12 protein-coding genes and 1 pseudogene are annotated in these 13,796 nt (G+C 65.9%); 5 read left to right on the top strand and 8 right to left on the bottom strand.

Features of this window, described 5'->3' with window-relative positions; all coding sequences use genetic code 11:
- The first annotated feature begins 246 nt into the window (after positions 1-246).
- Positions 247-918: a DUF4232 domain-containing protein gene (locus OHB26_RS35045; protein WP_330181542.1), complete on the top strand. Its 672-nt coding sequence runs from the start codon at positions 247-249 to the stop codon at positions 916-918.
- A 12-nt stretch (positions 919-930) separates the two neighbouring features.
- Here the strand turns inward: OHB26_RS35045 and OHB26_RS35040 are convergent, their stop codons facing one another.
- Both OHB26_RS35040 and OHB26_RS35035 read right to left on the bottom strand, forming a co-directional pair.
- Entirely contained in the window at positions 931-1,407 is a 477-nt protein-coding gene (locus tag OHB26_RS35040; RefSeq protein ID WP_330181541.1) for a MarR family winged helix-turn-helix transcriptional regulator, read from the bottom strand.
- A gap of 92 nt (positions 1,408-1,499) precedes the next feature.
- Positions 1,500-2,120 carry a hypothetical protein gene (locus OHB26_RS35035; protein WP_330181540.1) on the bottom strand — a complete coding sequence of 207 codons (621 nt, stop codon included), beginning with the start codon at positions 2,118-2,120 and terminating at the stop codon, positions 1,500-1,502.
- 531 nt (positions 2,121-2,651) lie between these two features.
- Here OHB26_RS35035 and OHB26_RS35030 point away from each other — a divergent pair.
- Entirely contained in the window at positions 2,652-3,260 is a 609-nt protein-coding gene (locus OHB26_RS35030; RefSeq protein WP_330181539.1) for a sigma 54 modulation/S30EA ribosomal C-terminal domain-containing protein, read from the top strand.
- 36 nt (positions 3,261-3,296) lie between these two features.
- On the opposite strand, the gene OHB26_RS35025 is transcribed toward OHB26_RS35030, so the two are convergent.
- From OHB26_RS35025 to OHB26_RS35015, 3 genes are read right to left on the bottom strand one after another with little or no spacing between them, the layout of a single operon-like run.
- On the bottom strand, positions 3,297-4,760 hold the full coding sequence (locus OHB26_RS35025) for a patatin-like phospholipase family protein (RefSeq protein ID WP_330181538.1): 1,464 nt from the start codon (positions 4,758-4,760) through the stop codon (positions 3,297-3,299).
- A gap of 23 nt (positions 4,761-4,783) precedes the next feature.
- Positions 4,784-5,791 carry a lysophospholipid acyltransferase family protein gene (locus OHB26_RS35020; RefSeq protein WP_330181537.1) on the bottom strand — a complete coding sequence of 336 codons (1,008 nt, stop codon included), beginning with the start codon at positions 5,789-5,791 and terminating at the stop codon, positions 4,784-4,786.
- Positions 5,788-7,389, bottom strand: coding sequence for a lipase family protein (locus OHB26_RS35015; protein ID WP_330181536.1), 1,602 nt, complete (start codon positions 7,387-7,389; stop codon positions 5,788-5,790). Before OHB26_RS35015 ends, OHB26_RS35020 begins: the two co-directional genes overlap by 4 nt.
- 171 nt (positions 7,390-7,560) lie before the next feature.
- Between OHB26_RS35015 and OHB26_RS35010 the strand changes: the two genes are divergently transcribed.
- The gene (locus OHB26_RS35010; RefSeq protein WP_330181535.1) at positions 7,561-8,316 is read left to right on the top strand and encodes a bestrophin-like domain; all 756 of its coding nucleotides are present in this window, start codon (positions 7,561-7,563) and stop codon (positions 8,314-8,316) included.
- Positions 8,317-8,444: 128 nt separating this feature from the next.
- Here the strand turns inward: OHB26_RS35010 and OHB26_RS35005 are convergent, their stop codons facing one another.
- Complete coding sequence (locus tag OHB26_RS35005) at positions 8,445-8,768, bottom strand: hypothetical protein (RefSeq protein ID WP_330181534.1); 324 nt, start codon at positions 8,766-8,768, stop codon at positions 8,445-8,447.
- A gap of 296 nt (positions 8,769-9,064) precedes the next feature.
- On the opposite strand from OHB26_RS35005, the gene OHB26_RS35000 reads away from it, so the two are divergent.
- Entirely contained in the window at positions 9,065-11,077 is a 2,013-nt protein-coding gene (locus OHB26_RS35000; protein WP_330181533.1) for a TerD family protein, read from the top strand.
- Positions 11,078-11,124: 47 nt separating this feature from the next.
- Here the strand turns inward: OHB26_RS35000 and OHB26_RS34995 are convergent, their stop codons facing one another.
- Positions 11,125-12,306, bottom strand: a complete 1,182-nt coding sequence (locus OHB26_RS34995) for an NAD(P)/FAD-dependent oxidoreductase (protein WP_330181532.1) — start codon at positions 12,304-12,306, stop codon at positions 11,125-11,127.
- Between the two features lie 186 nt (positions 12,307-12,492).
- Here OHB26_RS34995 and cynS point away from each other — a divergent pair.
- A pseudogene (gene cynS, locus OHB26_RS34990) lies at positions 12,493-12,776 on the top strand (cyanase); the annotation flags it as partial.
- Positions 12,777-12,781: 5 nt separating this feature from the next.
- On the opposite strand, the gene OHB26_RS34985 reads toward cynS, so the two are convergent.
- Positions 12,782-13,711, bottom strand: coding sequence for a LysR family transcriptional regulator (locus OHB26_RS34985; protein ID WP_330181531.1), 930 nt, complete (start codon positions 13,709-13,711; stop codon positions 12,782-12,784).
- Positions 13,712-13,796: the final 85 nt, after the last annotated feature.

Here is a 13,796-nt window from a genome sequence, read left to right as displayed (position 1 = left end):
AGCGGCATGGGTGCGCGCCCGCCCGGCGGGCCCCAACTTTCTGGGGCACAGCTCGTGCGGGCCGGTGTTAACGTTTTGCCCGAAGGTGCCCGGAGCAGGGGGTTTCCGGCGGTACGGGGGTGAACTGTGTTGAACCGCAGTCGATTACGGGGGTTGCTGCCGGTGCCCTGGCGTAACAGGAGCGGGTGCGGCTCGATGTGCTGCTTGCGTACGAACGGTTACGGTAATCGAACTCGAGGGGATCTCATGCGGATCAAGTCACTAATCGTCGCCTGCGTCGCCGCGGGCCTGGCCGTCACCGTCAGCGGTTGCGATCCGAACTCCACATCCGGATCGTTGCCCACCACCATCCCCGCGGGCCAAACATCGCAGGCCCCAACGCAATCCGGGCAGCCGACCCAACCGGGCAACGCGACCGAATCCGGTGGCGGCAACTCCGAAACCAGTGCCGTGCCCACGACCGGAAGTCCCGTCGCCGACCCGACGACCTCCGTCGACACCGCCATCCCCAAGTGCGTGACGGCACAGCTCAGCCTGGACAAGGGAGTCGGTGGCCCGGTGGGCGGGGACTGGTTCCTGAGGTTCATCAACAACAGTTCGCGAACCTGTGTGATGCAAGGGTTCCCGGGCGTTTCGCAGACCAACGGTCCCAGCGGTGATCCGGTGGGTGAACCCGCGGAACGGGATCAGGGCCCGCAGGCGCCCAAACCCGTTCCGGTCGTCCTCGCCCCGGGCGCGGCAGCCCAGTTCGAATTCATCACCTATCCCAAGCAGATCAACGACTGTGCCGCCCTGCGCACCAACACCCTGCGCGTCTACCCGCCGGACAACACCGAATCGCAGTGGCTGCCCTGGGACAGCCTGATCTGCCCGAGTCCGCAGCGCATGCTCGTCGTCCGTGCGGTCACACCGATGTAGCGGATCGATCCGTCACGGCCGCGGGTACGGGTCCATATCGCGCAGGCGTTGCCGGTGGCTCTGCTGTAGTTCGCTCACCCGGGTGAGGAAGCCCGCGATCAGTTCCAGTTCGGTGTGGTCGTATCGGCTCAGCATGGTTCGGTAGCCCTCGTCGACCAGCGGTGCGATGAGATCCTGGACGCGGCGGGCGGCGAGATCGGTGGCGACCACGATGACGCGGCGGCGATCGGTGGGGTGCAGGGAGCGGGCGATATAGCCCTGCTTCTCCAGGCGGTTGAGCATGATGGTGGCGCCCGCGGCGGTGAGGCCGAGTTGTTCGGCCAGCATTCCCGGTGTGGTGGACTTTCCGTCTCCGAGTAGGACGATTTCCAGCGCGCGTCGATCGGTCTCGTTCACGCCGAGCAGTCGGATCAATTCGCGGGCCAGATCCTCGAGGGTTCCGTGATAGAACTCCAGCGCTTTTCTGAGCTCTATTGCGATCGGAGCCACTGGATGCATGAAACCTCTCAAAAGGACTCACCGTACCTGGACCGGGCTGTCGGTAATAGCCCGATCCAGGTATTCACCACACTGCCAAGGGATCAGCTGACGGCGGTGGTGGTGAGCGTCGGGGACGGATTCGGGTAGCACGCGGTGGCCACATTGCCCACGAATGCCACCTTGGTCGTCATGGTCATGCCCGGATTGGCATAACTGGTCCCGGCGTATTTGCTGGTGATCGGTGTTCCGGGGGTTCCGGCGGTGACATTGATGGTGACCGCCGGCGGGGTGAAGCTGGAGCCGCCCGCGATCGGGCCCGGCACGGTGAGAACGACATTGCCGCCCGAGGTGCTGACGGTGCCGGCCACGGTGCCGCCGGAGGCGGAGGCCGAGACCAGCGTCGAATTCGCCGGGGTCGGGAAGATCATCTTCAGGTTGCTGATATTCGTCACACTGAAGCCGGAGGCCGAACTGGGAACCGTGGATACGCCCGGGGTGAGGGTGATGGCCACGGCCGAGCCGGATGTCGCCGTACTCGGCGCGGTCCCGTCGACCGAGGTGGTCATGCTGGAGGTCTGTCCGATGCCGAAGATGGTGCCCTGGCAACTCCAGTTCACGGTGACGGGGGTGGCATTCGCGGGTGCGGCCAGACAGAAGAGCGTGGCAAGCGCCACCGGAGTAACGACACCGGCTCGAAGCAGCACGGATGCGGCAGATCTCATAACTATCTCCAAAATTGTGAAGCAATGGCGCGACTCGAGATTTGGAGCCGCCACCCAAGGGTCTGAAATGTATCCTATTCGGATAGAACCTTGCTTCGAATCGGAAATAACGGTTTGGCATCGGATGGTCTTATTATGGGCTGCTCGGTATGTATTTATCCGCAGTTAGATATTTACCCCGGAAAGCTGAATTGGTTAAGTCTGGATCGAATGTGTGAATTCCGTCCTTGCAAATGCCGATCACGATTGATGTCTCGTGGCAGCGGTTCGCCCGCGCATCGATGCCCGCGAAGGACTTTCGGCCCTGTTTGGCGGGTAGGTCGTGATGGTGCCATGGGTGCTTGCGGAAGCCGGTTCGTCGAGGACAGGAAGCGAGGTCGTCGGCTCGTGATAACAGGTGAGGTGTGGTCGGCGGTGCAGCCCAACGTGCAAGTGAGCGCTTGCGGAGAGGTTTCATCGGCACAGGTTCGGCGTGCGGAGCGGGCGATCGCCCGGGTGTTGCACAGGCACGGTGCCGAACACGATGCGCGCGTGCGCATTACCGCGCGCGGGTACGCCGACGGTGAGAACGTCGCGCAGGTGAATGTCGACTACGGCGGCCGGGCGGTGCGCTCCCAGATCGCCGGGCCGGGCGGCTTCGCCCTCACCTTCGCCGCGGCGCGCCTGGACAGTCAACTCGATCGGCTCGCGGCCGCCCTGCCGCCGCGCTGGGAGCCCGATCCGGGGCGCGCGCCGCTGGCGTACGTCACCGATGAGCGCCCGATCGTGCACCGCAAGATCTGCCAACCGCGAATCAGCGATCCGATCGCGGCGGTGCGCGCCATGGACGCTCTCGACTATGACGCTCATCTGTTCACCGACCTCGCGACCGGCGAGGACGCGATCGTGTATTGGGCTGGGCCGCTGGGTGTTCGGATGGCCAGGCAGCGTCGCATGCACCCGCCGCGGATCGCGGGCGACCTGCGATTGACCGTCAATCCGCATCCGACTCGGATACTGACCGACGCCGATGCGGCAGCGCGCTTGTGCGCGTACGCGCTGCCGTTCCTGTTCTACACCGCGACGGATGACGGCCGGGGCCGTCTGCTCTATCGCCGCTATGACGGCGATCTGGGATTGGTGGCCCCGGCGCGCGAGTGAGCCCCGAAGCCGCCGCCGACTACGCATGGGTTTTCGCTATGCGCCGAACAGGAGGTTGCCCGGAGCGCCGGGTTCTTCGCTGGTGAAGTAGTCGGCGAAGGCTTCGTCGAGTTCGTCGAGGCTCAGGACGCCGTCGTTATTGGTGTCCAGACGCAGGGAGACCGCGTGGATGCCGGAGGTGTCCACGCCCAGGGCGGTGAGGAGATGGTGGAGTTCGTCGACGTTCAGGACCGCGTCGCGGTCGTGGTCGGCGGCGGCCAGGATGGCGGCGATGGCGGGCAGGACGTGTTTGTCGTAGTCGGCGGGGTTGGTGGTCAGGCGCGCCAGGGCGTCGACGTATTGGTCGCGGTTCAGCTGGCCGCGCGGATCGGTGCCCGCTTCGCGGCAGAGTCCGGCCCAGAACTCGGCGATGGCGGTGTGAAGTCTTGTGCCGGTGGCGCTTTCGGGTGGGCAGGCGAATGCGACGCAGATTCGATCGGCGGCCGCGGTGTATTCGGCGCTGGAGACCCGCTGATCGCCGTCATGGTCGAAGAGGTCGAAGAATCGGGCGAGCTTATCTCGCACGAACTCGGAGTGGTTGCGGTGCACAGGGATTCGCTTCGGCTCCCGGGTGCGTGACCTGATGATCGCGGTCTTGCGCTCCTCGGTCGCGCTCAGATAGTCCACCGTGCTCCGATATCCGGCCGTCACCCGGCGCTCGAAGATCTCCAGCTGCTGCTGCACGGTGGTGTACAGCCCGGTGTCCGGCGGCTCCAGCAGATCCTCGCCGGTCGGCAGCAGATGTACCGTCACCCCGGCCGGGCGCATATTGATCACCTGCCCGAGCCGATGCCGCCGGGACACCTCGAACACGGTCTGCCCCAACTGCCACGGCAGGCGCGGAGATTTCAACGGCAGTTCGCGCTGGCGCAGCCGCAGCACATAGATCTCCTTCGCGCCGAAGGAGACAGCGCGGGTGAACGGCACCGTCTCCACCACACCGCCGTCGATATAGTGCTCGGCCCCGATCCGCAGCGGCGGCCACAGTCCGGGAATACAGCTCGAGGCCAGCAGCGCCGGTATCACCGGTCCGTAGTCGAAGTACCGCGCCGTCGCCCGTTCGATCGAGGCCGCCGCGCATTGGAAGGGAATCCCGAGCTGCTCGATTCGAGTGTCCACGCCCACATGCCGTTCCAATACCTCGCGCAGCGCGTCCTGGGTGGCGAGCGCGGGCCGCAGCCGCACCAGATTGGTGAGCAGGGAACGCACCGGAACGCCCATGACCTTCTCGGTCAGCGCGTCATGCCAGAACGCGGTCAGGGCGTCGATGGTGTTCCCGGTGCGGGGTGCGGCCAGGATCGCGCCCTGAATCGATCCGACCGAGGTGCCGATGACCAGATCCGGTGTGATGCCGTATTCGGCGAGTGCCCGCAGCATGCCGACTTGATAGCCGCCGAGCATACCGCCGCCACCCAGGACGAAGGCGGTGTGGGGGACGGGCCCTGTCGTGGTGTTGCTCATATGATCGCGGCTCCCGAACTGATTCAGTGGACCGGGCGGAGTGGCTTCGAAGGATGAACGGCCGCAACATCTTCCATGGTCCCGGCGCTGCGGGCGGTCGCGATCCAGGAATCGACCTCCCGCCACTGCCCGCGCAGCCAGGCGGCGAATTCGGCGCGCTCGCGCGGCACCTCGTCGGCCGGAATATGCCACCATCCGACTCGCACCTCGCCGGTGCCGATGGACGGATAACCCAGCCCGTCGGCACCGGTCAGATCCTCGAGTCCGGTCTGCGCGAGCACGACCACATCCGCGGTCGGCGCGCTGGTGGCGAGCATCCAGGCTCCGGTCGGATGAATCGGCATCACGTGCGGGCACTGTTCGGCCTGGATGGCGTGCGCGTCCCGGCCGGCGGCCCGCATGGTCTCGATGGCCTGCCGCCAGCGCTTCACCGAATAGTTCGTCCCCTCCGGGAACAGCAGCAGTGCGTCGCTGGGCAGCGCACCGCTGGCTTGTTTTCGAAGCTGTTGCAGTGCAACGGCTTTGCCCTCCTGGTCGAATCGGCAGAACACCACGCCGGAGTCCGCGTATACCGCGCGCAGTCCGGGCGTGAGGGCCGCGCAGCGTTTGGCGATGGTGTAGGTGTCCCGGCCCAGATCCCGGGCGATGAGATGAGCCATCAGCGCGCTGTTGAAGGCACCGGCGTGCCGGGCCAGCACGATCACCGGGCGATCGGCCGGAATACGCGGTGGCGGAGCGCAATTGAGCTCGATGCCCGCCACGGCGAACCCCCATCCGTAGAACCGCCGGTTCAGCGCGGCGAGGCGGTCGCACCCGCCCTGTCGCCCGGACCGCCGAATCTCTCGCCCGGATCGGCCGTCGATCTCATACACGAGCAGGAATGCGGCCGAGAGCAAGAGCAGGCGAGCCCGGCCCCGCATCGCCTCCGGGAAACCCGGCAGCAGCACGACCAGTCGAGCCAGCAGCAGCAGTGGCGCACCGATGATCAGCAGGAGACCGCCGAGAACGGCTGTCGGTAGCGGGCTCCTCATCGGAACCGCCCGAATAGCCACGCGCCCGGTTTATCCGGGGTCGGGTCGAGGCAGAACTCGCGAATGGCGGTGATGAGCTCGTCGGCGGTGATGGTGCCGGAGCCGTCGATATCGAGCCGGTCGAACAGGGCGCTCGCCTCGGCGGGCGTATGTTCGCAGCCGACGAGCAGTTCGATCAGCTCCGCTCGATCGAGCACGCCGTTGCGGTCGGCATCGGCCAGATCGATGACCGATTGCGCCAGCGGGGTGATATCGCGATCGAATCCGTCATTGTCCCAATGGTTTTCGAGCCAGTCCAGGAATTCGGTGACGGTGATGCGCCCATCCCCGTCGGCATCGGCCCGCTCGGCCATCGATCGCCAGAGCGCCCGGTACCCCGAGCGCACCGCCATGGCCCGGGGCGATCCGGGGGCTTCGTTGAACGCCTGCACCAACCGCAATCCGAACGCCTCGTAGTCATCGGCGGTCAGATAGCCGTCGCCGGTGATGTCGAGCAGTCCGAATCCGTGTCTGGCGCTGAGCGATTCGGCGACCGACGGTGCCGTCATGCGCTCGCCGACCCAGGCGAGCATCTCCGGTACCGCGCACAGCATGCCCGAATGATCGATTCCGGTGCAGGTGGTCAGGTGGATATCCGTTCCCGCCCTGCGTATCTCATCGACGAAATGGGTGACCACCACCATGGGCAGCACATCGTCGGCGGTGCCCGCGGCCAGCATGACCGGTCGATCGAATCGGGCCGAGGGCACCCGGCAGGCGCGCAGCATCTCCTCGACGCCGGGGCGTCCGCTCAGACCGGTGGTGCCGATGTCCTCGTTGGTCAGCAGGGCGACCGCGTAGTGGATATCGCGCACCGGCGCGTGCTCGGCGAGTTCCACCAGGCGTCGCCCGAGACCGGTCATGAACTCGTGGGTGTCCAGGCCGCGGGTGGTCCGCAATCCGGCGAGCAGATAGGGCAGGAACAGGGTGACCCCGGCGCTGTCCTCGGCCGTCTGCAGATCGATGATCATCGGAACCTCGACCGGCGGAGCCAGCGCCACCGTGCCCCGAAAGTCGAGCTCCGGAGCGTATTTCGTGGCCATCAATCCGGTGAACAGTGCGGCGTGACCGCCCTGTGAGAAGCCGACCGCGACCCAGCGGGGACTCAGCCGATGGCCGAGCTGGTGCGCGGCGCGGACGATATCGACCACATCGTCGGCGGCGGCCTCGCCGTTGAAGTACGGATGCGGGCCGGCGGAGGCCAGCCCCTCGTAGTCGGTGACGGTCACGACGTATCCGGCCTCGAGCCACATGCCCACGTGCCGGCTCTCCGGTCGCGACAGTCCGGCCACGGACGGCGCGGTGCGGTCCGACAGTCCGGTGGTGCCGTGCGCGTAACTGATCACCGGCCAGCCGTCGACGGGCGGTTCACCCGCGGGTACGAATACCGATCCGGAGACGATTCGGCCCGATCCGTCGTAGCCGATGCCCTGATACCAGACGCGATATCCCGCCGCGCAGTGTCCGGGCCAGAACGATGGCGGGAGTTCTTCGCTGTGATCCAGGGTGCCCGCTCGGTGGAATGCGTTTTCCCGCAATAGATTTCCCGCAGTGATCATCGTCCGCTCCGTTTCAGTGACCGATTGTGTCGATGCCGAATTGCGGTAACGCGATCTCGAAGAAGAATTGTAGATGGGGTGCGGGCGGGTTGCGGGGAAGTGGGGAGACGCGCAGGTACCGTCTTTCGGCGGCACCAGCGCGCTAATTCCTTCGATTCAGGGAGATCGTCGATGTCGTGGGCGTCATTCGCAATGATTGTTCCGGTGCTGACGGTGGCCGGTGGCATCCCGCTGCTGCGGCGTTCCCTGCGGCGTGGCGCACCCTCGGACCACAATGAGGTCGCTGGATTGGTTTTCCAGGTGATCGGCGCGTTGTATGCGGTGCTGCTGGCATTCGTCGTGGTGAACGAGTGGAATTCGTTGCAGGAGGCCCGGGGCAATACCTTCTCCGAGGCCAATGAGCTCGGTGCGCTGTATTGGAATACCCGGGCCTTGCCGCCGGAGTTCGGGCGTGATCTGGAGGCGACCACCAAGCAGTACGCCCGGGTCGTCATAGATAAGGAATGGCCGCGGCTGGCGCGTGGTGAATACAGTCCCGAGGCCACCGCGCTGGTGTATCGCATGCGTGAGCAGATCAACGCGCTGCCGTCCGATACCCCGAGTTCGCAGTCCGTCTACGAACACTCACTCTCGACCGTCAACGACCTCGCGGCGGCGCGCCGTGAACGACTCAGTCAGAGCGGCCACAATGTGCCGCCCGCGCTGTGGATGGCATTGGCCCTGGGCGCGGTGGTGACCGTCGGATTCACCTTCGTCTTCGGCCTGCCCAAATTCTGGACACATCTGTTGCTCGGCAGCTCGCTGGCGGTGCTGATCATGCTGGTGATGGCGCTGATCCAAATGCTCGATCAACCGTTCGCGGGCAGTATCGCGGTCCAACCGGACGCCTTCGAGATATTTCTCCGCGACCTGCCCGCACAACGTTGAATACGGCTGTGCCGCGACGGTGCGGACCACCGAGAATGGCCCGATCTGCGGGTGGGACAACGACTGACCCGACATCCATATGTGAGCCCACCGGTTGACGCCGGTGGGCTCACCCAGCTCGCGTGCCACTAGGGATTGGGCGCGGGCTGCCAGCAGGCCAGCGGGGGGCCGGGCGGGTAGAGCAGCGACCATCCGATCGCGGCACCGATCGCCGCGCCGATGAGAGCGCCGGGAAGCGCGCTACCCGTACCGCCGATGGCCGCGCCGACGAGCGCACCGAGCAAAGCGTTGCACTGATGCATTGTCGCGTCGGGATCCTCGACGGGATCCGCCTGTTGCACGCTGATACCGGGCCCGGGATCCACCTCGGGCTCCGCGGCGGCAATACCGCCGGTGAGAACCGTTGCTCCGATCGCGAGCACGGCTGTTGCGGTAAATCGATTGATCGTCATGGCTCCTTCTTCCGCACGATAGGAGTTCCTGTCACAAATCGATTTCGGCTGACCTGCAGCCGACCTATGCGTACCAAGAATCGAATCCCGACAAACCGGATTTCCGCAATTTCTCAGCCCACCGGTACTGGCCCGTTACCACACGAATGCCCACTTTGTCGCGATAGTCGAGGTCGCCACGGCGTGTCGCGTGAATTGGCACAGTTCGTCACCTCGCCGGGCAGTGACTTCGCTCGTCCCGTCTGTGAATCTGGAATGCGCGTGATTGTGCGCGGCTGATCGTGAAGGGGCATGCTTTGACGTCTTCGATACTTTCCAAGGGGCAGAATGTGGCGCTGCCCGCCGACGTCGAGCGCGTTGACGTCGTTATCGGATGGGCGGAGGCGGAGGTCGCGGTCGACGCCTCCGCACTGCTGCTGGGGGAGGACCGAAAAGTGCTCTCCGACAGTCATTTCGTCTTCTACAACCAGCCGGAGTCGACTGATGGTTCGGTGCGATTCCTGGGTTCGAGCGCGACGGAAGAAGGTGCGCAGACCCGGATTGCCATCGAATTGGCGGCGCTTCCGGATGATGTGCACTCGGTGGCACTCGCGGCGAGCGTCGGTGCGGGCACCTTCGGCGAATTGGGCAAGATCGCGTTCTGCGTCATCGACGGGGCCGGACAGCCGCTGGCGGAGTATGTGACCGCGGACGCCACGACAGAGTCGGCCTTCCTGTTCGGCGAGGTGTACCGGCGGGCGGGGGTATGGAAGGTTCGTGCGGTAGGGCAGGGCTGGGATTCCGGATTGGCGGGTCTGGCAACGGATTTCGGCGTCGCGATCGACGACGACTCGGATGGCGACCAGGCACCCGAATCGGCACCGGTCGGCGAGCTGGTGGTGGAGGAGACCGTCGAAGTCGCCGTGATCGAGGAGAGGACCGCACGGCTCGAAGAATCGAAGACCGGCCCCGCCCGCCGCACCCGGGGCGTTCGCACCACCAAACAGGTTGCCAAGAAGGTTAAACCGCTCGAATTCAAGCTCGCCGAACATGATTCGTGGCAGCCCGCCCGTCTGTTCTCGGTGGTCGGGGTCGGCGCGGGTGAGGAGCAGGAGCGCCGGGCCACCTCGGCGCTGATCGCGACCATGCAGGCCGTCCGCCCCTTCGCGCGAGCGCTTTGTGCGCGAATGGGTGCTCCCGCAGGTGTTTTCGAGGGTTTCATCGAGGTCCAGTACGAGCGCGGTGAAGCGACGGTCATTCCGGACGCGGTCCTCAAGGTGGTGCGGGGCGGCCGGGTGTGGACGGGCCTGCTCGAGGTGAAGACCGGTACCGGCAAGCTCAAACGCGAGCAGCTGGAGAGCTATCTCGATGTGGCGCGTAAGAAGAAGTACGACGTGGTGGTGAGCCTGTCCAATGATATTCCGGCCGGGCCCGGTGAACTCCCCGTCGAGGTCGATCGCCGCAAGCTCACCAAGGTCGCGCTACGGCATCTGTCCTGGGCGGAGGTGGCACACGAGGCGCGAATGCTGCTGTCGCACGGCGGGATCGAGGACGATCTACAGGCGTGGCTGCTGAGCGAATTCCTGCGCTATCTCGATCATCCGCGCTCGGGTGCGGCGGAGTTCGTCGATATGGGCAGGCATTGGGTCGCGGTCCGGGATTCCGTCGCGGCGGGAACCCTGCGAGCCGGGGATCAGAAGGCCCTGGCGGTCGCCGAAACCTGGGTGTCGCTCTCGCGGCATCTCGGACTGCGCCTCACCGCCGAGCTGGGCGCGACCGTCAAACATATACTGCCCCGGCGATATCGCACCGATCCGGCAGCCCGCAATGCCGCCGTCGCCGAGCGATTGGCCGCCGACGGCGTCTTCGAAGCGGTACTGCGGATTCCCGATACCGCGGGCGATCTGCAGATAGTCGCGGATATGCGTACCAACAGGATTCGCTGTCATATCGCGTTCGACGCCCCCGATGAGGGAACCTCCGGTCGTCGCCTGTCCTGGCTGGTGAAACAGCTCCAGGACGCATCTGGCACCGTCCAGGTCGAGGCGGTGTTCTCCGAATCCGGCAATGAGACCTGCGAGCACCTGGATACGGTGCGGGCGAATCCCAAGGTATTGACGGCGGGCCGTGCCGGGGTGATCACCTCGTTCACGCTGGAACAGTCCTTCCCCATGGGGAATCGCCGCTCGGGAACCGCGACGAGCTTCATCACCAGCGTGACCTCGGCGACCGACGCGTTCTACGGGGCGGTGGTGCAACCGTTGCGCGGCTGGGTTCCCGCCGCTCCGAAGCAATCCGAGTCACCGGCGGTGGCGGATTCGCAGGCTTGAGTTCGGTCGCTGCGGGGCCGGAGTCGTCCGGCCCCGATCGCCGCGGATCATGCGAGTCGGCGGGTGGCGCGGCCGCCGTTGGTGAGTTGGACCTGGGCGTTCATATGCTTGCTGAGTTTGTAGGCGAAGGGTGGGGTGCTGCTGACGAAGGCCTTGTAGAAGACGGCGGGGCGACCTTTGAGGTACCAGCGGTTGGGGGTGTCGTCGGCGTTGGTGAACTGGATGACGGCGTCCTTGCGGCCGAGGCTGAGGGGCTGGTGGAAGTAGCCGATGCGGAACGGAGCGACCGACTTGCCGCGGAGTCGGCGCGCGATGGTGTCGGCGGTGTAGGCGGCGGTGGGGAGGCCGGTTTGGCAGGTGCCGTGCACTTGGCCCCAGGGCATGCGGATGGCGGCGGCGTCGCCGATGGCGTGGATCTCGGGGTGTGAGATCGAGCGGAGGGTGGGGTCGGTGATGATGAGTCCTCTTGTGTCGGTGGCGATTCCGGCCTGTGCCGCCAGGGGTGGGACCTTGACGCCGGTGGTCCACAGGGTCAGATCCGAGGCGAGCGGTTCGCCGGTGTCCAGGCGGACCGCGTCGGGAAGCACCTTGGTGACCTTCACTCCGATCTTGCGGATGATGCCGAGGCGGTCGAGGGCCTTGTTCAGATGAACGCGTGCCCGGTCGCCCATCATCGCGCCGGGTTCGCCCGAGCTGATCAGGGTGACGGTGAGATCCGGGTGGCTCTCGGCGATTTCGGTGGCGGCTTCGATGCCGGTGAGCCCGCCGCCGCAGACGGTGACCGTGCCGCCGGTCGCGGCGATCTCGGTCAGCCGCTGCGAAAAGCGGTGTGCCGCACGGGGATCGTTGAGCGTCCAGGCGTGTTCGGCGACGCCGGGCGCATTGCCGGTGTCGGTGCCGCTGCCGAGCGCGTAGACCAGTGTGTCGTAGGTCAGCGTCGCGCCGTCGTCGAGGGTGACGGTGTGTGCGGCCGGATCGATGGCGGTCGCGGTGGCCCGGACGAATCGCACACCCGACCCGTCCAGCAGCTCCGGAATGCGGTAGACCGTCAGTTCCTGTCCGGCCGCGACCTGGTGCATCCGCAGCCGCTCGGTGAAGCGCTCCGACGGATTCACCAGTGTCACCGCCACATTCAGCTTGCGAGTATTGCGCGCCACCCGCACCGCCGCCAGCATGCCGGTGTAGCCCGCGCCCAGTACGACGATCTCGTGAGTGTTCTCGGTGTTCATGGCCTTGCCTCCCAGTGCTCGTTCGTTGTGGTCGGCTATGGGACAGCCGGGCGCTTCCGAACATGACACCTCGATGCTGTGACCTGGGTCACGGCGCTTTCGGGCTGTTCGGGTCGTAGCCCAGTTCGGCAATGAGAGCCACGGTGCGGCGCTGGAATTCGATGGCGGCGGCGCTGCGATACCGCGGTCGCCGATCTCCTCGGCCTCGGCGCGGACGCCGCCGTACTCCTGCGAACCATCCCCAGTCGAGGCGCTTTCACCGGCGTCCCCGCCGATCCGACCGTGTACCGCTTCTACGAAATGCTCCAGGTCTACGGCACCACCCTCAAAGCCCTTGCGCACGAACAGTTGGGCGACGGCATCATCAGCGCCATCAATTTCATACTGGATGTCCGCAAGGTCGCCGATCCCGAAGGTAGCGCGCCGTCATCACCCTCGACGGTAAATACCTTCCGACCAAACCCTTCTGACCGATTCAGGCCGCGGGGGAGCCTCCCAGGAGTTGGGGGCGCATCGACAGGACCTGGGCGCGCAACGCGCGGACTATGGCGGCCACCTCCGGCCGCCGGAGGGTTTCGGGCCGGGTCACCAGCCAATAGGTGAGTTGGACGGCGACCTGGCCGGGCAGGACGCGGAGCAGGTCCGTATGCCGGTCGGCCATGAAGCAGGGGAGCAGGCCGATTCCGGCGGCGGCGCGGGTGGCCTCCACGTGTACGAAAACGTTTGTGGAGGAGATGGATTCGCGCATCGTCGGCGCGAAGAGGGTGGGGGCCAGGTCGAGGTCGTCGACCTGGAGCATGGAGTCGATGAAGTAGACCAGCGGGTGATTCGAGAGGTCGGCGACGGATTCGGGGGAGCCGTGCGCGGCGATGTAGGACTCGGAGGCGTAGAGGGCGAGGGTGTAATCCCCGAGGGGAATGGCTTCGGCCCGTCGCACCTGGGGTTTGCCGACCACCACTTCGATATCGAGGCTGGAGCGTTGCAGCGATGCCCGGCGGGTCGCGGTAATGATCTCCACGGTCACCTTGGGATGCTCGCGCTGCACCTGTGCGATGGCCGGGGCGGCCAGATACGCGCTGAATCCGTCGGTCGCGGACATGCGAACCACACCCTCGAGAACCCGCATCCCATCGGTTCCCGAGGCCAGCGCCCGCACCGCGGATTCGATGGTTTCGGCCGCCGCCAACGCTTCTCGGCCCAGTTCGGTCAATTCCCATCCGCCCGCGCCGCGCGTGAGCACTCGCCCGCCCAGCGCGTGCTCGAGCGTGGCGATGCGCCGCGAGATGGTGGTGTGATTCAGTCCCAGCTCATCGGCTGCTGAAACATAGCGGCCGGTCCGCCCCACCGCCAGCAGTACGAGCAGGTCGTCCGGATTGGGTCGCGCAGTGGCGGGGGTCACGCTCATTTCTGCATCTTTGCAGATATGCCCTGCGAACTTGGCCATTGCTGCCAATCGAATGTGCACGAATACTCGGTACCTGATTGATTTG

Source organism: Nocardia sp. NBC_01503 (assembly GCF_036327755.1).
Taxonomy (GTDB): domain Bacteria; phylum Actinomycetota; class Actinomycetes; order Mycobacteriales; family Mycobacteriaceae; genus Nocardia.
This window is presented reverse-complemented; position numbering and strand designations above follow the sequence as displayed.